General features: G+C 62.6%; 21 protein-coding genes. 10 read left to right on the plus strand and 11 right to left on the minus strand.

Annotation, left to right across the window (positions count from 1 at the left end):
• The first annotated feature begins 8 nt into the window (after nucleotides 1-8).
• The 4 genes from phnD (at nucleotide 9) to phnE (ACUN9V_RS12700) (ending at nucleotide 3,479) form a co-directional block, all read left to right on the plus strand.
• A complete protein-coding gene (gene phnD / locus ACUN9V_RS12685) occupies nucleotides 9-1,019 on the plus strand; it encodes a phosphate/phosphite/phosphonate ABC transporter substrate-binding protein (RefSeq protein ID WP_445511655.1) in 1,011 nt (336 codons plus the stop codon).
• Between the two features lie 62 nt (nucleotides 1,020-1,081).
• Complete coding sequence (gene phnC / locus ACUN9V_RS12690) at nucleotides 1,082-1,873, plus strand: phosphonate ABC transporter ATP-binding protein (RefSeq protein ID WP_075560584.1); 792 nt, start codon at nucleotides 1,082-1,084, stop codon at nucleotides 1,871-1,873.
• Nucleotides 1,870-2,670, plus strand: coding sequence for a phosphonate ABC transporter, permease protein PhnE (gene phnE / locus ACUN9V_RS12695; protein ID WP_445511656.1), 801 nt, complete (start codon nucleotides 1,870-1,872; stop codon nucleotides 2,668-2,670). The genes phnC and phnE (ACUN9V_RS12695) overlap by 4 nt, the downstream gene beginning before the upstream one ends.
• A complete protein-coding gene (phnE, locus tag ACUN9V_RS12700; protein ID WP_445511657.1) occupies nucleotides 2,667-3,479 on the plus strand; it encodes a phosphonate ABC transporter, permease protein PhnE in 813 nt (270 codons plus the stop codon). The genes phnE (ACUN9V_RS12695) and phnE (ACUN9V_RS12700) overlap by 4 nt, the downstream gene beginning before the upstream one ends.
• A gap of 34 nt (nucleotides 3,480-3,513) precedes the next feature.
• Here phnE (ACUN9V_RS12700) and ACUN9V_RS12705 read toward each other — a convergent pair whose 3' ends face one another.
• Nucleotides 3,514-4,551 (minus strand): CNNM domain-containing protein, encoded by a 1,038-nt coding sequence (locus ACUN9V_RS12705; protein ID WP_445511658.1) that lies wholly within the window; start codon nucleotides 4,549-4,551, stop codon nucleotides 3,514-3,516.
• 157 nt (nucleotides 4,552-4,708) lie between these two features.
• Nucleotides 4,709-5,197: a pyridoxamine 5'-phosphate oxidase family protein gene (locus tag ACUN9V_RS12710; RefSeq protein ID WP_075560580.1), complete on the minus strand. Its 489-nt coding sequence runs from the start codon at nucleotides 5,195-5,197 to the stop codon at nucleotides 4,709-4,711.
• A gap of 297 nt (nucleotides 5,198-5,494) precedes the next feature.
• Here ACUN9V_RS12710 and stpA point away from each other — a divergent pair, with 297 nt between their 5' ends.
• Nucleotides 5,495-6,769, plus strand: a complete 1,275-nt coding sequence (gene stpA, locus ACUN9V_RS12715) for a glucosylglycerol 3-phosphatase (protein WP_445511659.1) — start codon at nucleotides 5,495-5,497, stop codon at nucleotides 6,767-6,769.
• Nucleotides 6,770-6,851: 82 nt separating this feature from the next.
• On the opposite strand, the gene ACUN9V_RS12720 is transcribed toward stpA, so the two are convergent.
• The 3 genes from ACUN9V_RS12720 to ACUN9V_RS12730 all read right to left on the minus strand — a co-directional run bounded on the left by ACUN9V_RS12720 (nucleotide 6,852) and on the right by ACUN9V_RS12730 (nucleotide 11,428).
• Nucleotides 6,852-8,615: a hypothetical protein gene (locus ACUN9V_RS12720; RefSeq protein WP_445511660.1), complete on the minus strand. Its 1,764-nt coding sequence runs from the start codon at nucleotides 8,613-8,615 to the stop codon at nucleotides 6,852-6,854.
• Nucleotides 8,616-8,627: 12 nt separating this feature from the next.
• On the minus strand, nucleotides 8,628-10,292 hold the full coding sequence (pgm, locus tag ACUN9V_RS12725; protein ID WP_445511661.1) for a phosphoglucomutase (alpha-D-glucose-1,6-bisphosphate-dependent): 1,665 nt from the start codon (nucleotides 10,290-10,292) through the stop codon (nucleotides 8,628-8,630).
• A gap of 242 nt (nucleotides 10,293-10,534) precedes the next feature.
• Complete coding sequence (locus ACUN9V_RS12730; RefSeq protein ID WP_445511662.1) at nucleotides 10,535-11,428, minus strand: MFS transporter; 894 nt, start codon at nucleotides 11,426-11,428, stop codon at nucleotides 10,535-10,537.
• Nucleotides 11,429-11,507: 79 nt separating this feature from the next.
• Between ACUN9V_RS12730 and ACUN9V_RS12735 the strand changes: the two genes are divergently transcribed.
• The 4 genes from ACUN9V_RS12735 to ACUN9V_RS12750 all read left to right on the plus strand — a co-directional run bounded on the left by ACUN9V_RS12735 (nucleotide 11,508) and on the right by ACUN9V_RS12750 (nucleotide 15,070).
• Nucleotides 11,508-12,488 carry an AraC family transcriptional regulator gene (locus tag ACUN9V_RS12735; RefSeq protein WP_445511663.1) on the plus strand — a complete coding sequence of 327 codons (981 nt, stop codon included), beginning with the start codon at nucleotides 11,508-11,510 and terminating at the stop codon, nucleotides 12,486-12,488.
• Nucleotides 12,489-12,654: 166 nt separating this feature from the next.
• Nucleotides 12,655-13,191, plus strand: coding sequence for a YkvA family protein (locus tag ACUN9V_RS12740; RefSeq protein WP_083627608.1), 537 nt, complete (start codon nucleotides 12,655-12,657; stop codon nucleotides 13,189-13,191).
• 107 nt (nucleotides 13,192-13,298) lie between these two features.
• The gene (locus ACUN9V_RS12745; RefSeq protein ID WP_445511664.1) at nucleotides 13,299-14,672 is read left to right on the plus strand and encodes a uracil-xanthine permease family protein; all 1,374 of its coding nucleotides are present in this window, start codon (nucleotides 13,299-13,301) and stop codon (nucleotides 14,670-14,672) included.
• An 89-nt stretch (nucleotides 14,673-14,761) separates the two neighbouring features.
• Entirely contained in the window at nucleotides 14,762-15,070 is a 309-nt protein-coding gene (locus ACUN9V_RS12750; protein WP_445511665.1) for a hypothetical protein, read from the plus strand.
• A gap of 25 nt (nucleotides 15,071-15,095) precedes the next feature.
• Here ACUN9V_RS12750 and ACUN9V_RS12755 read toward each other — a convergent pair whose 3' ends face one another.
• A complete protein-coding gene (locus tag ACUN9V_RS12755; RefSeq protein ID WP_445511666.1) occupies nucleotides 15,096-15,746 on the minus strand; it encodes a hypothetical protein in 651 nt (216 codons plus the stop codon).
• Between the two features lie 222 nt (nucleotides 15,747-15,968).
• On the opposite strand from ACUN9V_RS12755, the gene ACUN9V_RS12760 reads away from it, so the two are divergent.
• Nucleotides 15,969-16,544, plus strand: coding sequence for a gamma-glutamylcyclotransferase (locus ACUN9V_RS12760; RefSeq protein WP_075560571.1), 576 nt, complete (start codon nucleotides 15,969-15,971; stop codon nucleotides 16,542-16,544).
• A gap of 44 nt (nucleotides 16,545-16,588) precedes the next feature.
• Here the strand turns inward: ACUN9V_RS12760 and ACUN9V_RS12765 are convergent, their stop codons facing one another.
• The 5 genes from ACUN9V_RS12765 to ACUN9V_RS12785 form a co-directional block, all read right to left on the minus strand.
• Nucleotides 16,589-17,521: a DUF808 domain-containing protein gene (locus tag ACUN9V_RS12765; protein WP_445511667.1), complete on the minus strand. Its 933-nt coding sequence runs from the start codon at nucleotides 17,519-17,521 to the stop codon at nucleotides 16,589-16,591.
• 60 nt (nucleotides 17,522-17,581) lie between these two features.
• Complete coding sequence (locus tag ACUN9V_RS12770) at nucleotides 17,582-17,908, minus strand: thioredoxin family protein (RefSeq protein WP_075560569.1); 327 nt, start codon at nucleotides 17,906-17,908, stop codon at nucleotides 17,582-17,584.
• Between the two features lie 148 nt (nucleotides 17,909-18,056).
• Nucleotides 18,057-18,593 carry a gamma carbonic anhydrase family protein gene (locus tag ACUN9V_RS12775; protein ID WP_110693072.1) on the minus strand — a complete coding sequence of 179 codons (537 nt, stop codon included), beginning with the start codon at nucleotides 18,591-18,593 and terminating at the stop codon, nucleotides 18,057-18,059.
• 158 nt (nucleotides 18,594-18,751) lie between these two features.
• Nucleotides 18,752-18,925, minus strand: coding sequence for a hypothetical protein (locus ACUN9V_RS12780; protein WP_157957535.1), 174 nt, complete (start codon nucleotides 18,923-18,925; stop codon nucleotides 18,752-18,754).
• A 167-nt stretch (nucleotides 18,926-19,092) separates the two neighbouring features.
• Nucleotides 19,093-19,602: a DUF6438 domain-containing protein gene (locus tag ACUN9V_RS12785; RefSeq protein WP_445511668.1), complete on the minus strand. Its 510-nt coding sequence runs from the start codon at nucleotides 19,600-19,602 to the stop codon at nucleotides 19,093-19,095.
• Nucleotides 19,603-19,814: the final 212 nt, after the last annotated feature.

A 19,814-nucleotide genomic window follows, 5' to 3' on the forward strand; every position in this document is an offset into this window, starting at 1 on the left:
ACGCTGTCATGCTACGACGCCTCGAACGATCCAAGACACGGTCACTACGCCTCCCTCTTTCCTTCCTGGCCACGCTGACGCTCGGCTGCGGCCTCGCCTTCACGGCCCAGGCCGCTGAAGAGTGCCCACAGCGCGGCGATCTGGCGCCGATGTACTGCGACGCCAATGGCGATCTGGTCGCCGACGCACCGACCGACGAATCCCAGTATCTCGATCCCGATCCGCTGGTCTTCGCTTACACCCCGGTCGAGGACCCGGCGATCTACGCCGATATCTGGGAACCGTTCATCGAGCACCTCCGGGATGTCACCGGCAAGGACGTTCGTTTCTATGCGGTGCAATCGAACGCTGCCGAGATCGAGGCGATGCGTAGCGGGCGCATTCAGGTCGCGGGCTTCTCCACCGGGCCGACACCGTTCGCGGTCAATCTCGCCGGAGCGGTGCCGTTCGCGATCATGGGCAGCGACGATGGCGAGTTCGGCTATACCTTGCAGGTCTACACCCGCAAGGACAGCGGCATCGACGAGCTGAGCGATCTCAAGGGCAAGCGTGTAGCACACACCTCGCCGACTTCCAATTCCGGCAACCTGGCGCCTCGCGCGCTGTTCCCCAAGCAGGGCATCACCCCGGACGAGGATTACGAAGTGGTCTATTCGGGTTCTCATGACCAATCGATGCTGGGTGTGGTCGCAGGTGACTACGACGCCGCCCCGGTGGCCTCCGAGGTGGTCGATCGCATGGCCGAGCGCGGGCTCTACGACCCGGATGAGGTCAAGATCATCTTCGAATCCAAGCGCTTCCCTACCACTTCCTATACTTACGCCAATAACCTCAAACCGGAGCTGATCGACAAGATCAAGAAGGCATTCTTCAGCTTCGACATGAAAGGGACGGAGCTGGGCGAAGAGTTCGACGGCGTGACCAAGTTCGTACCGGTCACCTACAAGAAGGATTGGGAAGTCATTCGTGACATCCAAGACGCCAACGGCGTTGTTTACTCCCAGAAAAACGTCGAATAACCCGGCCTGACGGCGCCGTCTCTCACGCAGGACGATGGCGCCGTCAGCCACGAGGAATCCCAATGCTGCGCATTCAGAATCTGGTCAAGCGTTACGGCCATGGCGAGCCGGTGCTGCGCGGGCTCGATCTCGACGTGGCCGGCGAATCGGTCGTTTCGATCATCGGCGCCTCGGGGGCGGGTAAAAGCACGCTGCTGCGCTGCATCAATCGGCTGGTGGAACCCACGGAAGGCAGTATCGAGCTCAACGGTCTCGAACTGACCCACCTCAAACGGGAAGAGCTGCGCAAGGCGCGCCGGCGTATCGGCATGATCTTCCAGGGCTTCAACCTGGTGGACCGGCTGACGGTGATGGAGAACGTCCAGTGCGGACGGCTGGGTTACATCCCCTACTGGCGTGCTGCCCTGCGCAAATATCCGGCCGAGGACATCGAGCGCGCCTATCACCTGATGGAGCGTGTCGGTATCGCCCACTACGCCAACAAGCGCGCCGACGCGCTGTCCGGCGGCGAACGCCAGCGCGTCGGCGTGGTACGGGCACTGATGCAGCAGCCGGAGATCCTACTCGCCGACGAACCCACTGCGTCACTGGACCCGGTCAGTTCCCGTCAGATCATGGAGCTGTTGCAGACCCTCGCCCAGGAGCTCTCGCTGCCGGTATTGATCAACATCCATAACGTGGCCGAGGCGCGGGAATATACCCAGCGCATCGTCGGCATGCGGTTCGGCAAGCTGATCTTCGACGGCAAGCCAGCCGATCTCGATCAGGAGGCGATGGATGCCGTCTACAACGGCACACCGGGCGAGGATCGCCGGCAGGCCGATGCCGGCCAGGCACAGGCGGTCATGTCATGAACGCGACGAGCGAACGCCGCACCTGGCGAAAGCCGCCGTTCATCGCCAATCCGCTGTTGCGCTGGGGGCTGGTCATTGGGGTCGTGGTCTATGCGATCTGGGCGATCTCGATCCTGCCGTTCGATCTCGATCGCATCAGCCAAGGCATGACCCGCGCCGCGCGGATCTTCTCCGGCGCTTTCCCGCCCAACTTCGATCGCTACGAACTGCTGATCGACGGTTTTCTCGAAAGCCTGCAGATCGCCATCCTGGCGACACTGCTGGGACTCGCACTGAGCGTTCCCATCGCCTTCATGGCAGCGCGCAATATCGCCGCCAAGCCTATCTACCTGCTGGGGCGTGCGATCATCATCATCGCCCGCAGCTTCCATCCGGTGATCGTAGCGATCCTGTTCGTCAAGGCGGTCGGATTCGGCCCGGTGGCCGGCATTCTGACCCTGACGCTCTACTCGATCGGCTTCGTCGCCAAGATGCTGGCCGAGCGCATCGAGGAGATCGACTGGGGTCAGGTGGAAGCGCTGCGCGCCAGCGGCACCCGCTACATCAGCGTGCTGCAGTTCGCGGTGTTGCCGCAGATCATGCCGCGTCAGATCGGCCTAGGGATTTATCAGCTCGACAGTAATCTGCGCGCCTCGGCGGTGGTCGGCATCGTCGGTGCCGGCGGGATCGGCTCGACGCTGATGAACGCTTTCGGCCGCTACGACTACGACTTCGCCCTGGCGATCACGCTGGTGATCATCGGCGTCATACTGGTCAGCGAAGCGGTCAGTGGGCGCATCAGGAGGAACATCGGATGACCATCCAGACGACCCCGAACGTAGCCGAACGCACCTGGGCGCGCTATACCCCGCAACAGCGCTGGAAGCGCTTCGCCACGCTGCTGGTGGTCGCCGCCGCGGTGGTCTGGGCAGTAGAGAGCATCGATATCATCTGGCCGTGGGTGTGGGGCGCCCCTGCCCAGGTCGGCGACCTATTCGGACGCATGGTGCCGCCGGACGTCAGCAACCTGCGGGCGATTCTGTGGGCACTGGTCGAGACGCTCAACATCGCCACCATCGCCACGTTCGTGGCCGTCTTCCTGTCGCTGCCGATCGCCTATATCGCGGCCCAGAACACGACGCCCAACCGCTTCACGCTATGGCTAGGGCGCTTCATCCTGGTCTCGAGCCGGTCGGTCAATACGCTGATCTGGGCCCTGCTGTTCGTGGCCATCTTCGGCCCCGGCGTGCTGGCCGGGATCATCGCGATCATGTTCCGGTCGATCGGTTTTCTCGGCAAGCTATTGGGCGAGGCGATCGAGGAGATCGACCGCCGCCCGGTGGAGGCGCTGGAAGCGACCGGCGCCTCGCGGGCCAAGGTAGTGCTCTACGCGATCGTGCCTCAGGTCATGCCGACTTTCTGCGCGGTCGGCATCCTGCGCTGGGACATCAACCTGCGCGAGTCGACCGTACTCGGCCTGGTCGGCGCTGGCGGCATCGGCGTGATCCTGCAGGGCGCCATCGATACGCTAGCCTGGCAGACCGTGGCGACCATTCTGCTGGCGATCATCGCGCTGGTGATTCTGGGCGAAGCGCTGGCCGCCTGGCTGCGCAAGAAGGTCATTTGATTGTGCCTCCGGCAATGGAGGGCTGCCGCCGACTTCAGGTCGGCGGCGGCAGGGCGGATTCGTCGCGCTTGATTCGCTTCAGCCAGCGCTGCTTGGCGTACTTGCGCAGGTTATGCACGTTGTCGGTCTCGTCGATGATGTCCTGGCCCAGGATCGTCTCGATCACGTCTTCCATGGTGATCAGCCCGACCCAGTTGCCATGGTCGTCGTAGACCACGCGCAGGTGGTTGTGATCCTTGAGCATGGCGGTGAAGACATACTCGACGCTGTCGTTCTCATCGGTGATCTCGACCGCGTGCATCAGCGATTTCAGCCTCTCGTCATCCTCGGCGTGATAGGTATCCGCCTTGTGCACGTAGCCCAGGGCATCCTCTCCGCCATCCATCACCGGGAAACGCGTGAACTGCGTCTTGCCATAGCGCAGGTCGAACTCGGCCACGCTCATGTCGGGCGTCACCGTTTCACACACGGTCCGTGGCGTCATCACGCTCTTCACCAGAATCTCGTGAAGATTGAGAATATTGGTGATGGTACGCGTCTCGTCTGGATCCAGCGCCTTCTCTTCTAGCCCGATCCGCGCCAGGGCCTTGATCTCGCCGCGCATGTCGACGTCATTCTCGCTCTTGGCGATGCGATTGGTGATCATCTCCGAAAGCCAGATGAAGGGCAGCAGCACCAATACCATGACGCGCAGAATCCGCGGCAGAAATGGCGCCAAGGCTCGCCAGTAGCTGGCGCCGATGGTCTTGGGAATGATCTCCGAGAAAATCAGGATGCCGAACGTCATCAACGCCGAGGCGATCGCCACGTGGGCATCGCCGAACACGACCGCTACCTGCGCACCGACGCCGGTCGCCCCCACGGTATGAGCGATGGTGTTGAGGGTCAGAATCGCCGCCAGCGGCCGATCGATGTTGGACTTTAGCTTGTTGAGTTTGTCGTGAAGCTTGGGGCGGGTGTCCTTGAGCTGCGCGATATAGCTCGGCGTCAACGAAAGCAGCGCGGCTTCCAGCACCGAACAGACGAAGGAAAAACCGATCGAGAGAACGACGAATGCCGTCAACAGAAACATGGGGGGTCGCTATGTGACTTGTGAGGACTCTTTATCCTGACTTGGCGCACGGCTGTCAATGATACCGATTGACGCACAGCTTCTAACGCCAACGCCGCCAATGTCGCGAGACATTGGCGGCGTTGAGTAGACAAAGTGCCTAAAAAGGCGACAGACGTCAGTGACCGAATTTCTCGTTTTCACCGATATCCGGCTTGTGATCCTTCTTGATATTGGCCTTGGCGAACTCGTAGAGCTGGAACGTCTTGCTGTCCCGCGACTGCCAGTGCTCGCCGAAATGGATGTCGATCTCCATCATGGTGATATCGGGATCTTCCTTGCCTCCGGTGAACCACGCCGCCACGAACGGATTCCAGTATTTTTCGATCAGCTCGGGATCATGATTGAGACGCGCCGTACCCGACATCGATACGTAGACGCCGTCATCCTGGTCCGAGAAGGAGAGACAGACATCCTGATCGGCCTTCGCCTCGAATGCCTTCTCAGCGCTGCGCCGGGTATAGAACCATAGCGTACCGTCGTAGGCATCCTGCACCAGATGCATGGGGCGTGAACGCGGCACGCCATCGTCGAGGGTCACCAACATGCCGACCTTGATCTTTTCGATCAGCTTCCAGATCTTCTGCTTATGCTCGGGACTGGACATTATTGCCTCCTGCTAATGTTGCCCTATCCGGGGTTTCTTCCGTTTCGGGCGATCATCACGCCATCCGGGCGTGAGCGTCTTGCGGCTAACCTATCTGGCGTCGTTGCGATCGACGCATCTCTCTATCGGCCATCACCATGGCGACCGGTAAAGACTCATAGCAGCCTAGTCGCGCCTTCCCGGTCGGGCAAACCCGCGCTATTCGTTGCGGCCGCTGCCGTTATACTGGTGACGAACCGTGGCTCCGAGCCTGCGTCATTCGCCCTCATTCATTCGCCTTCGACCCGGACGCTCATCATGTCCCTGACTCGTCCCTTCTCTCTGGACCACGCCGCCCTGCTGGACGAACTGGCGGCTACCGACAACCTGCTGATCATTCAGGATCTCGACGGCGTCTGCATGGGTCTGGTCGGCGATCCGTTGACTCGACGCCTGGAGCGTCGCTATCTCGACGCCGCGCGCCGGCTCGATGGCCACTTCTACGTGCTGACCAACGGCGAGCATATCGGCTCGCGCGGCGTGAACGACATCGTCGAGGCGCTGTTCGAAACCCGGGACCGCGCCGGTGAACAGGGGCGTTATCTGCCCGGCCTGGCCGCCGGCGGCGTGCAGTGGCAGGACCGCTTCGGCAATGTCAGTCACCCCGGCGTCACCGACGCCGAGCTCGCGTTCCTCAAGGCGTTTCCCGCTCAGGCCGAAGCATTTCTCGAATCTCTGCTGTCCCGGCCCCCCTACTCGCTGCCGCCGGACGTGCGACGCGACCTGATCGCTGCTGCGGTGCTCGACAACCTGGCGTCGCCGACGCTCAACTTGAACGTCTTCCATCACCACTGGCGGGCCGATCCGGCGCATTACCGGACGCTACAGGCCGCCGTCGCCGACTTCATGCGTGAGCGCCTCGACGCTGCCAATGAGGCCGGTCTCGATGATGCCTTTTTCGTCCACTACGCCCCCAATGCGGGCCAGGACGACAACGGCAATGAACGATTGCGTGAGAGCGACGGCGTTGCCAATGGCAACGCCGGCACTACCGATTTCCAATTGATGCTGCGTGGCGCCGTCAAGGAAGTCGGCGTGCTGATCATTCTCAACCGCTACTACCATCGCCACACCGGTGAATATCCGCTGGGCGAGAGCTTCAACGCCCGGGAAGCGCCTCGCGATCACGCCGCGCTGCTGGCGCTGGCTCGCGATCACTTCGATCCGGCGCTGATGCCACGCATCGTCGGCGTCGGCGACACCGTGACATCATTCACACAGGACTCCAAAGCCGGACTGCAGCGACAGCGTGGCGGCAGCGACCGCGGCTTTCTGACCCTGGTCCAGCAGCTGGGGAAGGCTTTCGACAGCGGCAACCGGGTGCTCTACATCGACAGCAGCGGCGGCGAAGTACGCCGTGCCGGTGTCGATGCCGAGCGGCTGGCGCGACACGGCGAGGACCCGAGCGTCGAACCCTGGCCGGCGCTGGAGGGAATCAGCGACCCCGATGACGCCCTCGAGCTGGATGTGATTTTTCCCCGCGGTCACGAACAGTACATCGACTTCTTCTGCGAGCTGGTCGCGCGGCGGTGACTCGAAGATGTCGATTCGGGGGCGTTGATTCGGGGGCGTTGATTCGAAATCGTCAATCGACAACGTAGATCGACAACGTAGATCAGCGCCAGTCCTTCGCGTTTACCAGTATCGTGCCGGAGAGATGATCCAGCGTCGGCACGGGGTTGCTGGAACCGCTGACCGTTTCCAGCACCAGCCCCAGCCGCAAACCGTCTTGGCGCAGTGTGACCAACTCCGGCTCGCTGTCAGTGCCGCTCGATATCGCGGTCATCTCGGGAGGCAGATCGAAACGCGATGTTGTGGTCGTCGAAGAGACCCGTAACGTTTGCCCTTCCAACTGCAGGCGCAGCATCCGCCCCGATGGCAAAGGCACCTCGGCCACAAGGCCTGCGGACACATCGACGCCGCTCAGCATCAGATCGAAGCCCTCCAGCGCGACCCCCGCCGCGCCTGTATAGACGCGGGAGAAGTAGGAGGATCCGCTGCCGGCACCCCCTACCGTCGACGGGTCAAGCCCCCAGGATCGCGCCACTGTTTCAAGGCTCGACGACGTGCCGCTCGATGACGTGTCATTCGATGACGTGTCGTTCGACAATTTGGCGCCGGCCGGTGCCACCCGCGCCAGCGCGTCGACATTCCGAAGATAACCCAGCGCCGCCAGGGCTTCGCCGGTCTGCTGCGGATTTCTCGCGGGCTGCTCGACGATCGTCAGAAAGCGCTCGCTCTGGCTGCGAATCGATGTCCACTCGCCACCCTGCGGGCCGAAGCTCGCCAACAGCATCGCCAGCACGGGAATCGCGGCCATCGGTCGAATATCGCCTCGCCAACGCGGAAAACTCTGCAACGCCGCGATGATCGCCAGCACCAGCGCCAGCGCCGCCAGCAGATAGCGCTCCGGTGTCACGCCGTAGGCTCCGATACGCAGTGTCAGCGCCATGGTCAGCAACAGCAGCGGCACCGGCAACAACCACGGCCAGTAGCGAAGGAAAGCACCCGTTAGCGCCCGCGCGCCGCGCATGAAAGGCCGGCAGATCACCAGCGCAGTCACCAGACAGATACCGAACCCGGAGACAAGCCAGCCGCTTTGACCACTGGGGAGCGCGCCAACCAGCAGACATTTCGCGGCATAGACATGCAGGATCACGGCGTAGACGAGAATCAGCGGCGCGGCGACCCACTCGCCGAGCACGCTGACCGCTCTGGCCGACAGCGTATCGAGACGGCAGTCAGCGGCGAGATCGAATCTCCGAGGTATCAATGCCAACCAGAACAGGGGGGCGAACAGCAGCGCCGTCATCGCAGCCAGGTGCGCGTAGAGCTCGAACGGCACCTCGAGCCCGAATAGCAGGTTCAGACTGACGAGAACCAGCGAGACACCGCCCCCGAGCAGACTCCAGCCGATGGCGGCGAGCAGAAAGGCGAAGGTCAGGCGACCCAGCAACCCTCGAAACGATTCCCCGCTGCCCCCCGCCAGGTAGGGAGCGACCGGAATCAGCGCGACAAGCGCGAACGCCAGCAGCCACGTCGAGGTATGCAACGCGTCCTGAAACCAGACCAGACAGAACCCGCATGCCCCGGCGATCGCCGCCGCGAGCTGGAGAACGCCCGGCCCGATCACCTCGCGCCGGCGCGTCACGGCCTCGAAACCCAGCGTGGCCGAAAGCGCGGCCGTCGCGGCACACGCGAGTCCCACCAGCACGCGCCACGCGGTATCCGCCGGGCCGATCTCTTCGATCAACAGGTTGGCGACGAACGTCGCGGCCAGAAGCCACGCGATCACCACCGGGAAGCGCAACAGCACCTCCCGATAGCTGGCCATCTCTCGCAGGCGTTGCCGCCAGCGCTCTTTGCTGCGCACCGACATACGGTTCGCCGCTTAGCTCGCCAGCACCTCGTCGACCAGCGCCTTGGCTTCCTGCTGAATCTGCTTCAGGTGCGCTTCGCCTTCGAAGCTTTCGGCGTAGATCTTGTAGACGTCTTCAGTGCCGGAGGGGCGCGCGGCGAACCAGCCGGCGTCCGTGACGACCTTGAGCCCGCCAATGGCGGCACCGTTGCCGGGTGCTTCGGTCAGCTTGCGAGTGATCGGATGGCCGGCCAGCGTCTCGGCGGTCACCTGCTCCGGCGAAAGCTTGCCCAGCTTGGCCTTCTGCTCGCGGTTGGCCGGTGCGTCGACACGCTCGTAGACCGGCGCCCCGAAGCGCTCGGTCAATGCCTGGTAGCGTTCGCCCGGATCCTTGCCGGTGACGGCGGTGATCTCGGCGGCCAGCAGGCCCAGGATCAGGCCATCCTTGTCGGTGGACCAGGGCTTGCCATCGAGTGTCAGGAATGAGGCGCCGGCGGACTCTTCACCACCGAAACCCAGGCCGCCATCGATCAGGCCATCGACGAACCACTTGAAGCCTACCGGCACCTCGATCACGTCTCGGCCGATGCCTTCGGCGACGTGATCGATCATCGACGACGACACCAGCGTCTTGCCGATGGCCGCCTTGTCGCTCCAGTTCGGGCGATGGGTGAAGAGATACTCGATGGCGACGGCGAGATAGTGGTTGGGATTCAGCAATCCCGTGGAACGGGCGACGATGCCGTGACGATCGTGATCGGTGTCGCAGGCGAACGAGACGTCGAAGCGATCCTTGTTCTCGATCAGCCCAGCCATGGCGTAGGGCGACGAGCAGTCCATGCGGATCTTGCCGTCCCAGTCGACGCGCATGAAGCGGAAGGTCGGGTCGACCGTGGTGGAGATCACCTCCAGCGGCAGATCGTACTTTTCGGCGATCCGCGGCCAGTAGTGAACGCCGGCGCCGCCCAGCGGATCGACGCCGAACTTGAGCCCGGAGTCGCGAATCGCGGCCATGTCGATGACCTTGTCGAGGCCGCTGACGTAGCTGTCGATGAAATCGAAACGCTGGGTCGTCGGCGCTTTCAGCGCTTCGGCGTAACTGACCCGCCGAACGCCCTCGAGCCCGGCGGCGAGCAGTTCATTGGCGCGTTCCTGGATCCACTTGGTCACGCTGGTATCGGCGGGGCCACCGTTGGTCGGGTTGTACTTGAAGCCGCCGTCCGTGGGGGGATTGTGGGACGGGGTGATCACGATGCCGTCAGCCAGGCCGCCGGTGCGGCCCTGGTTGTAGACCAGAATCGCGTTGGAGATCGCCGGCGTCGGCGTGAAGCCGACGTCACCGCCGGTTTCCTCGCAGCCGGCGTCGATTCGCGTCTCGATACCGTTGGCCGCCAGCACTTCCAGCGCGGAGACGAACGCCGGCTCGGACAGCGCGTGGGTGTCCATGCCGATGAACAGCGGCCCCTCGATGCCCTGAGTGTCGCGGTACTCGCAGATCGCCTGGGTCGTGGCCAGAATGTGCCACTCGTTGAAGCTCGTCTTCAGCGACGAGCCGCGATGGCCGGAGGTACCGAACGCGACCTGCTGGCCGGGATCGCTGACATCGGGGCGTTCGCTGTAATAGCGCGACACCAGCCGTGGGATATTGGCGAGGCTGTGTTCGTCGGGCAAGCGTCCTGCTTGGGGATCGATACTCATCGTCGGTTCCTTTCGATGGTCCTTGGGGACAGATTCCCTATAGCAGACCATCATCCCCGCCCGACAAGCAAGATGAGCTCGTCCATGCTGCCGGTCTATTTGAAGCCCACGGTCATCCCCCACTCATCCAATCTGCTCATCCCCGCCATTCACTCACGCCAGCCATCCGCGCCATTCACTCGCGCCAGCCATCCGCGCCAGCCATCCGGCCCGGTCGGCCGGACTGCAGGCTTTGTCAATCGTTACTGGCAGCTGGTCGCCACGGCATCGCGATCGGCCGCTGCCTCCGGCCGCGTCCTGACGGCCACCAGGATCAGCGCAGAGGCGGCCAGCAACAGCGTGCCGGCCGTCGCGCACACGCCCAGCACGCCGCTGATATCGAACATCACCCCGCCGACGGCGGCCCCCAGCGCGATCGCCAACTGAATCGAGGCCACGATCAAGCCACCGCCGCTCTCGGCTTCGTCCGGCACGATCCGGGTGATCCAGGTCGACCAGGCAACCGGCACGGCGCCGAAGGCGAAGCCCCACAGCGCCACCATGATGGCATCTGTGGTCATCGAGAAGCCGCCCAGCGTGGCCAGCAACCAGCCCATCACGCCCATGATCAGCGGCATCATCAAGAGTGTCAGACGCAGGCTGCGCTCGAGCAGGTAACCCGCGGCCAACGTGCCGACGAAGTTGGCGACACCGAACGCCAACAGGGTCGACGAGAGCTCGTTGATGCCCATGCGGGAAACGCCTTCGAGAAACGGACGGACATAGGTGAAGAACGCGAAATGCCCGCAGAACACCAGCAGAATGGCCACGATGCCGGCCGCCATGCCCGGTCGCTTCATCACGCTGACCAGCGTACCCAGCGGCGTCGGCCGTCCGGGCTCCATTCGCGGTAGGGTGAAATACTGCAGGACCAGCGTCACGACCGACAGTGCCGTCGCCAGCAGGAACACGTTGCGCCAGCCGATCATATCGCCGAGATAGCTGCCCAGCGAGTCCGCCATCGGGGTCAGCAGGCTGGCCGGCAGAAATTCCGCCATCACCAGGCTGAAAACGCCCATCGTCAGTGAAAACACGGCGACCCAAAGCGATGGCGTGGGCGGCTCGGGCGTCGAGAATTGAGTGTCTGGCGTCGTCATTTCGAGATTCCAATCAAGACTTGGGATGACGCCTAGACTAAAGTAGTATCGCAGGATCCTCTATCACTAAAACTCCGGCATGATTGATCAAACGTCCGAAATCATTGCGCCCGTCGATGCTCCGTTGCGCTCCAGCGAATGGATCAATGAGCTGCTGCTGGGCATGCGGCTGTCCGGGCTGAACTATCGGCGCGTCCAGATAGCCCCGCCTTTCGGCATCCGTTTCGATACCGATATCCGCTGTGCGCAATTTCATTTCGTCGCCCAGGGGCCTGTCCTGCTACGGCTCGGCGGTGACGAACAGATTCTGGAGACAGGCGATGCCGTGCTGCTGCCCCGGGGCGGCCAGCACTGTCTGCTCTCGTCGTCCGAGGTAAAGAGCCGCGACATCGAACAGATCGACGCGCTGCCGCTGTGTGATGACTTCAGTTGCGTCAATGAATGCCCCGACACGCTGGACGGCACGCCACCGGTACGCCTGTTCAGCGGCTGCATGCAGTTCGATCTGGGCGGTATGCAGCCGCTGTTGACGCTGATGCCCGCGGTGATGCATGTCGGCACCCTGCTCTCGCGCTACCCGGAGATGCTGCCGATGCTGGAGGCGATGGCGCGCGAAGCGAGTCTCGAGCGGGCTGGCGCCGCCGGCATTCTCTCGCGGCTGGCCGATGTGGTGGCTGCCAGCATCGTGCGTGGCTGGGTCGAGTGCGACTGCGCCGATATCGGCGGCTGGATCGAGGCATTGCGGGACCCGCGCCTGGGCAAGGTCATCGCCGCCGTCCACCGCGAGCCCGGACGCGACTGGACGGTCGCTGCGATGGCGGCAGAAATGGGCAGCTCGCGCTCGGTGTTCGCCGAACGCTTCCGCGGCTCGCTAGGCGTCTCGCCGCTCGGCTACGTCACCCAGTTACGGATGCGCCTGGCCGCGCAGTGGATCGCCGAGCGGCAGCTATCCATCGATCAGATTGCCTGGCGCCTGGGCTACGGGTCTCAAGCCGCGTTCAGTCGCGCGTTCAAGCGCGCCACGGGCAGTACGCCGGGGGCAGTTCGCAGCCACCGATGAATAGGAACTCACTGTGGCGCCACGCCATCGGCGTGATCTACCCGGCGAAGAAGCCGGCGTCCATCATGTCAGGCGCGAACCGTCACGGACGCTTTCCGCGATCGTTGTGCCGCCTCCGCCGTTCTCACTAGACTGTAGCGACTGCCTGCCACGACGGATCGCCATCATGCCCCTGTTTAACCGTGACCGACTTTTTCGCGGGCGAACGCCCGAAGCTCCGGGCGATATCGTGCACGACGACACCATTCGGCTGCCGACGGAGCCCGGCGAGACACGGCCCCTTAAGACACAGGCCTTTAAGACACATGCCTTTAAGACACAGACCCTCGAAACAGAGGCCGTCGCCCCTCAGGACGTGAGTGCGCATCAGGGCGTCTACAGCGACGAGCGCTTCTGGCGCAAGCTGACTCGCTTCGGCAAACGCGCCGGCCGCGAGGTGGCCCTGAAAGCGCTGCAGCTCTATTTCGTGCTCAGGCGCCCCGACGTGCCGTTCTGGGCCAAATCGACCATCATCGGTGCGCTGGGTTATTTCATCTCGCCGCTGGACGCGATTCCCGATTTCATCGTCGGTGTCGGCTACACCGACGATGCCAGCGTCCTGGCCGCAGCGCTGGTGGCGGTGTCGATCTACATCGATGAAGACATCAAGCTTCAGGCGGAGTCCGCCCTGGCGCACTGGTGGCCAAACGAACGCGAGACATGAAATCGTACCGGTCGCCTCTTGCCGGTTCAGCGACTTTTTTTGTACACAAAAACGCTCTAGAGTAGATCGCCAAAGAGAGACAACAACAAAAGACTTTGGAGTATTCAATGACTCATGACACCGCCGCGGCGCGTCGAAATTCGGACAGCCAAGGCCGCCACCATGCTGAAGACAGCGAAAGTCGGTTACGCGACGTCGACTATTTCCCGCCGCTGAGAAAAGCCATTCCACTTGGTATACAACATGTGCTGGCGATGTTCGTCAGCAATGCTGCCGTGCCACTCATCATCGCCGGCGCCGCGGGCCTGTCCGGTGCGGATACCGTGTTCCTGGTGCAGATGGCGATGTTCGTGGCGGGCATTGCCACGCTGGTCCAGACGCTGGGTATCGGCCCGCTGGGAGCGCGCCTGCCGATCGTGATGGGGACCAGTTTCGGCTTCGTGCCGGTGATGATCCCGATCGCCGCGGCCCAGGGCCTGCCGGAGGTCTTCGGTGGGGCGCTGATCGGCGGTCTGGCCATGGCGGTGGTAGGGATTTTCTACAAACGCCTGAGCATCTTCTTCCCGCCGGTGGTATCCGGCACCTTCGTGCTGCTGATCGGCATTTTGCTGCTGCCGGTCGGTTTTGCCTACGTCGGCGGCGGCGTCGGTGCCGAGGATTTCGGGGCACCGCATCATCTGTTGCTGGCCGCGCTGGTTTTCATCGTCACGGTGGCGTTTCACCAGTTCTGCCGCGGGTTTCTCTCCGAAGCCGCGGTGCTGATCGGCATTCTGGTCGGCTGCGTGGTCGCGGCACCTTTCGGTCTGCTCGATTTTTCAAAGGTCGGTGAGGCGAGCTGGTTCCAACTGCCGATGCCGTTCGAAATCGGCATCAGCTTCGACCCGGCGGCGATTGTAGCGATCACGCTGATGTCGGTGGTTACCTGCGCCGAATCGATCGGCGATATCTCCGGAACGGCGATCGGCGGTGCCGAGCGCGAGGCCACCAAACGCGAACTGTCCGGTGGCGTGATGGCGGACGGTCTTTCCAGCAGCTTCGCGGCACTCTTCGGCGCCTTCCCTCAGATCAGTTTCAGTCAGAACGTGGGTCTGGTCGCACTCACCGGTGTCGCCAGCCGCTTCGTCGTCGCCATCGGCGGCGGGTTTCTCGTCGTGGCGGGTCTGGTTCCCAAACTGGGCGCGCTGGTATCGGCGATTCCGGCTGCCGTTCTGGGCGGAGCGGTAATCATCATGTTCGGCATGATCGCCAGCGCCGGGGTGAAAATGCTCTCCCACGCTGCCTTCAACAAGCGCAACATGCTGATCGTCGGCATTTCCCTGGCGCTGGCAATCGGTCTGCCGGCTCAAAGCGGGCTGTACGAAGGCGCGCCCCAGCAGATCGGAGTACTGCTGGAGTCGGGGCTGATCCCGGGGGCACTGGCGTCGATCGTGCTCAATCTCGTGTTGCCCAAAGAGAGCCGTGACTCCAGCAACGATCGATGACCGCGTGTCTCGACAATGATTGGCAAGATTTCACCGGTGTTGAAGACAACCCATCGCCGATCGGTCTACCCTGAATTGGATAGACGTGAATGAAATTGGGCCAACTCGGCAGCAAGGAGCATGCCATGGGCATTTATTGCCTGACATTCGACAGGCCGCTGGGAAGAATGGACAGCCACCGACTGGAATCGATGCTCAAACGCTTCGAGTCCATGCCGCTGTTTCGCACGACCTGGCTGATCGAGTCGACCGACCCGATCGAGTTCCTGCGCTCTCGGCTGAACCGGGCCTTCGGCAAAAAGACCCGTTTCTTCATCACACGCTTGAGCGAACCCTGGTGTACCGACGGTATCGGACCGGCCGGCAAGTGGCTGAGCGACTCCCAGCGCCAGTGGTAAATCGATCGGCGGCGCAGACGAAAGCTCAGGCCTCGGCTGCGTCCCGCACGCCCTGAGTGTCCTTGGCCAGTTTGCAGCGTACCAGTGCCGCCATCAGCTTGGGGTAATCCTCCCGGGAGACCTTATTGGCGAGCTTGGTGGCATCGGCCTTAAGTCCCAGCTTCTCGGCGGCGGAAAGCGCGGCCTTGTCGGCGTAGGGATAGCACTCGTCCCAGACCAGCTGAATCTCGCGCAGAAAGATATCGGCCCCGGTGCCACCGATTCCCTTGAACGCCTTGAGTCGCTTGCGAAGCGCCTTCGGGCTCCCTTCCGCTTCCTCTCGCAGCTTGCGCAGATCGCCGCCGTACGTCTCCAGCAGTGCGGCGTTCATGTCCGCCAGCTGGGTAGCCGTCTTTTCGTCGACGCGCGCATAGCCGGATTCGTTGAGCACTCGCGCCCGGGTTGCCCAGTCGCTGGCCCTCAGTTTCTGCGGCGTCGTCCAGCCGGCCTTGGCCATCGCCTTGGCACCGCGCATCGCCAGGTCGGCACTGATCGGCGCACTGGTCAGCAGCGAGTAGCAGAGCAGGCGAAACAGCGGTGACGGCGTGTTCCTGCGCAGATCGACGCCCAGCTCACTGGCGAAGGTTCGCCCATGACGCTGCATCAGCGTCTCGATGATCCGTTTTTGACTGGCCATGCTAGCTCCTGGAAGCGAAGACGGAGTTTCAACGGCGATAGAACTCCAAAGATAATAGAGCTTTAAAGATGATAGAGCTTCAACATGGCACCATCACGCCGGCTGTCAAATCCGCAGGGAGTGTCGTCAGCGAGTCGCGGAGGAGCTGCCAGCGACCGGCCTTGAGATAGCCCGCTTGCCACCGCATATTGCCCATTCTTCAGCGTTTCACACCGGAGTCCCATGTCTTTCGATACCACTGCCCACAACCGTCGGATGACCTACTTCGACGACCACGACTCGGTATGGCTGTTCGGCTACGGATCGTTGATCTGGAAGGCGGATTTCGACTATCTGGAGCGTCGACCGGCCTCGATTCGCGGCTGGACGCGGCGCTTCTGGCAAGGCTCTCACGACCATCGCGGCACGCCGGAAGCCCCGGGGCGGGTGGTAACGCTGGTGCCGGACGCCGAGGCCATCTGCCACGGCATGGCCTACCGCATTCCCCCCAGCGTGTTCGAGCCGCTGGATATCCGCGAGAAGAACGGCTACTTGCGCGTCGTGACAGAGATGAGCTTCGAGGATGGCTCCGCAGACGATGTCGAGCAGGCCGAGGGTGTGGTGTATCTGGCCGGGGAGGATAACGCCGCCTATCTCGGCCCCGCCGATGAAGCAGCCATGGCCCGGCAGATCGCTGAATCGCATGGCCCGAGCGGCCCCAACCGGGACTATCTGCTCAACCTCGCCGCGGCGCTGCGCGAGCTGGGGTTCGAGGACGCCCATGTGTTTGCCCTGGAGCGCGCCCTGCTCGCGGAGTGAAAGATGTCTCCGATCACCCGCACGGCGGGTGACCCGGCCATTCGTCAGTGCCCGTTGCCGGATCTGAGTTTCTTGATCAGTTGCACCACGCCGAGCACGATCGCGCCGGCGATCAGACCGCAACCGAAGTTCAACAGCATCGGCGTCAACGGTTGAATGATCGCGCCGACGCCCGGGATATCACCGGGCAGCTCGGCAAGATCCTCGATGGCATGGTGAATGAAGGGGACGCCATGCGTCAGGATGCTTCCGCCGACCAGGAACATCGCGATGGTGCCGACGATCGACAGCAGCTTCATCAGATAGGGGGCGGCCCACAGAATCCCGCGACCGATTGATTTCGCCAGCGACGAGGCTCGCTCGGTGAGATAGACACCGAGATCGTCGAGTTTGACGATACCGGCTACCAGGCCGTAGACGACCGCAGTAATGGCAATCGCAATGATCGCCAGGACCACGACCTGCTGGGTGAAACTGGCACTCGCCACCGAACCGAGCGTGATGGCGATGATCTCCGCCGAGAGAATGAAATCGGTGCGTACGGCGCCTTTGATCTTGTCCTTCTCGAACGCCAGCCGCTCCTCTTTCGATTTCAACTGCGCGGCAGCTCGGACGTCTTCCTTGCTCGCCTCGGCACCACCATGCAGAAACTTGTGAGCCAGCTTTTCCGCGCCTTCGTAACAGAGAAACGCACCGCCCACCATCAGCAGCGGCGTGATCAACCAGGGCGCAATCACACTGATCAACAGCGCCGCCGGCACCAGAATCAGCTTGTTGCGCAGCGACCCTTTCGCCACCGCCCAGACGATCGGCAGTTCACGGTTGGCGCGAACGCCGGTGACCTGCTGGGCATTGAGCGCCAGATCGTCGCCCAGAACACCTGCCGTTTTCTTGGCGGCCACCTTGGTCATGAGGGAGACGTCGTCGAGCAACGTGGCGATATCGTCGAGTAGTGTCAGTAGACTGCCTGCGGCCACGAAGAATCCTCTATCGGTCGGTCAAGAAACGGGCGAGAGCGCCAAGCGTAGCGGAAATTCTCAAGGAGACGTGACGATTTTCGCCAACGCCTGCTGCAAGGGTTCTGCCGACTCCGGCCGCACGCAACGCGCAACCTCTTCGCCGTCACGAAGGAAGATCAGCGTCGGCCAGAGTTTGACGCCAAATGCCCGCCCGAGCGGTCGGCCCTTGCCGTCCTCGATCCTGAAATACGGCAGATCATCGAGCCCCTCGAACGCTTCGGCGATCAGTGGCTGGGCAGCCTGACACCAAGGGCACCAGGGCGCGCCGAATTCAACGACTGCCGGGCCGGTAATGTCGCGCAGCGACTCCCGGTCGGGTTCGTCGGTGGTGTAATCGATAGTCATGTTCTCTCCTCGAACGTGATTGCCTCGCGCCCTAGACACTGTAGCTGTAAAAACACGAAACCCTCGCCGACAGCGAGGGTTTCGTCATGGTGTCAATGGCAAGCGCGGCGAGACGACGGTTCGGGCAAGCCGGATCGGGAGGCGAGCGTCAATCGACGTCCAGACGTTTCAACCCGCGAGCGAATGCCTGCCAGCGTTCGACATAATGCGCGGCCGACGCTTTCAATCCCTCGACCGCCTTGTCATCGAGCGTGCGCACGGCTTTGGCCGGCGCGCCGACGATCAACGAATTATCCGGGAAAGATTTCCCCTCGGTCACCAGGGCGTTGGCACCCACCAGGCAGTTATTGCCGATCTCGGCGCCGTTGAGCACGGTCGCGCCCATGCCGATCAATGTATTGTCGCCCAGGGTACAGCCGTGAAGGATCGCGTGGTGGCCAATGGTGCAGCCACGACCGACACGCAGCACGAAACCGGGATCGGTATGCAGCATGCAGCCTTCCTGAATATTGCTGCCCTCGCCGACCACGATCCGATCGTTGTCGCCGCGAATCACCACGTTGAACCACACGCCCACGTCCGCTTCCAGTTCGACCTGACCGATGACATGGGCGCTCGGCGCGATCCAGTAGCGGTTGTCGTCCGGTAGCGTCGGCACCGCATCGAAATAGGCATAGACAGGCATGGGCAAGGCTCCGCCGGGGAAAGTGAATCCATCCTCGCCTGCGCTGGCGTTCACTGCCAGCCGACTTTAGCGCTAGAGACCGGCCCCGGAACATGAGAAAGCCCCCGCTATCGGTCCGACACGGGGGCTCTCGATCAGTCGGCGACTTCACGCGACATTCAGACCGGCTCGTCGTCCTGCTTGTCCTCGCTGGTCACCGAGGAGGTAACGCTGGTGCCACTGTAGGAATTCTGATGTTGGCTGGCTTCGCTCTCCGCAGCCATGGAAAACGGCAATACGGCGGAGACAACGATGGCGGCCAACATCGAAAACAGTTTGTTGAACGCTTTCATGGCCACTCCTCTTTCATGATCACTCCTTGAGAAAACAAGACGCCCTGCGACGTCTTGTCGCGATATCTAGTTAGCATGCTAAACGGATTGCCATTCGTCAAGCTCGGAATGGTCGAATGCCGCCGACCTTCTCATTCAGCTAGCCTTCCATCGCAGTCAGCCAGAGATCATCGCTCCACCCACGCCTCGATTCCCACCGTCTTAGGCACGGAACGAAGCACTTCCGTTAACCGGCGGGCGTCTTCCGAGTGGCAGCCGCTGTCGTGCTTCAAGATCGCCTGCTCGCCATCCCGATTCGTCCAGGTGACCGTGTAGTGGGAAAGATCCGTCGCACGCGGGCCGCAGTCCGGCGTATCGATTGTTGTTCCCATGGCTGGCTGCCACGAAGAAAGCTGGCGTTTGACAAGCGCAAAGCGCCCGGGATCGCTGACCCGTACCCGCTCGCCCTCGAGAGCCGTGAACTGCTCCCCATGGAAGCGGGTCGTGCCGTCCTCACTGAGGCCGACGCTGTAGACCGGGCACATGCCATGACAAGGCCCGACCTGATAACGGATCTCGGTCACCGGCGAAGCGTTTGCTGTCGGCTCGCTGCCTGAGAGTGTTCGCTGCTGGGTGCATCCGGCGATCAGTAGCGCGACCCATGCCATCGCCAGACAGCAGGCGGTTTGTCGTGTCATGTCATTTCCCTCGGCGTTTCAATGGTGGCAGCCGGCTCGCTCGAAGCCGATCGAAGAAAGCGGCCCTCCCCTTGGACGTCTCGAACGATTTGAACGTCTCGGACGACTTGGAGACGTTTCGAACGGCGCCTGGGCCCGCTTGAATGGCGGCTTTCTCTGCGACATCCTATCCTCTAACGGTAGCGAGCGCCGCGTACATCCATCGATGTTGT

The organism is Salinicola sp. V024, assembly GCF_052645315.1.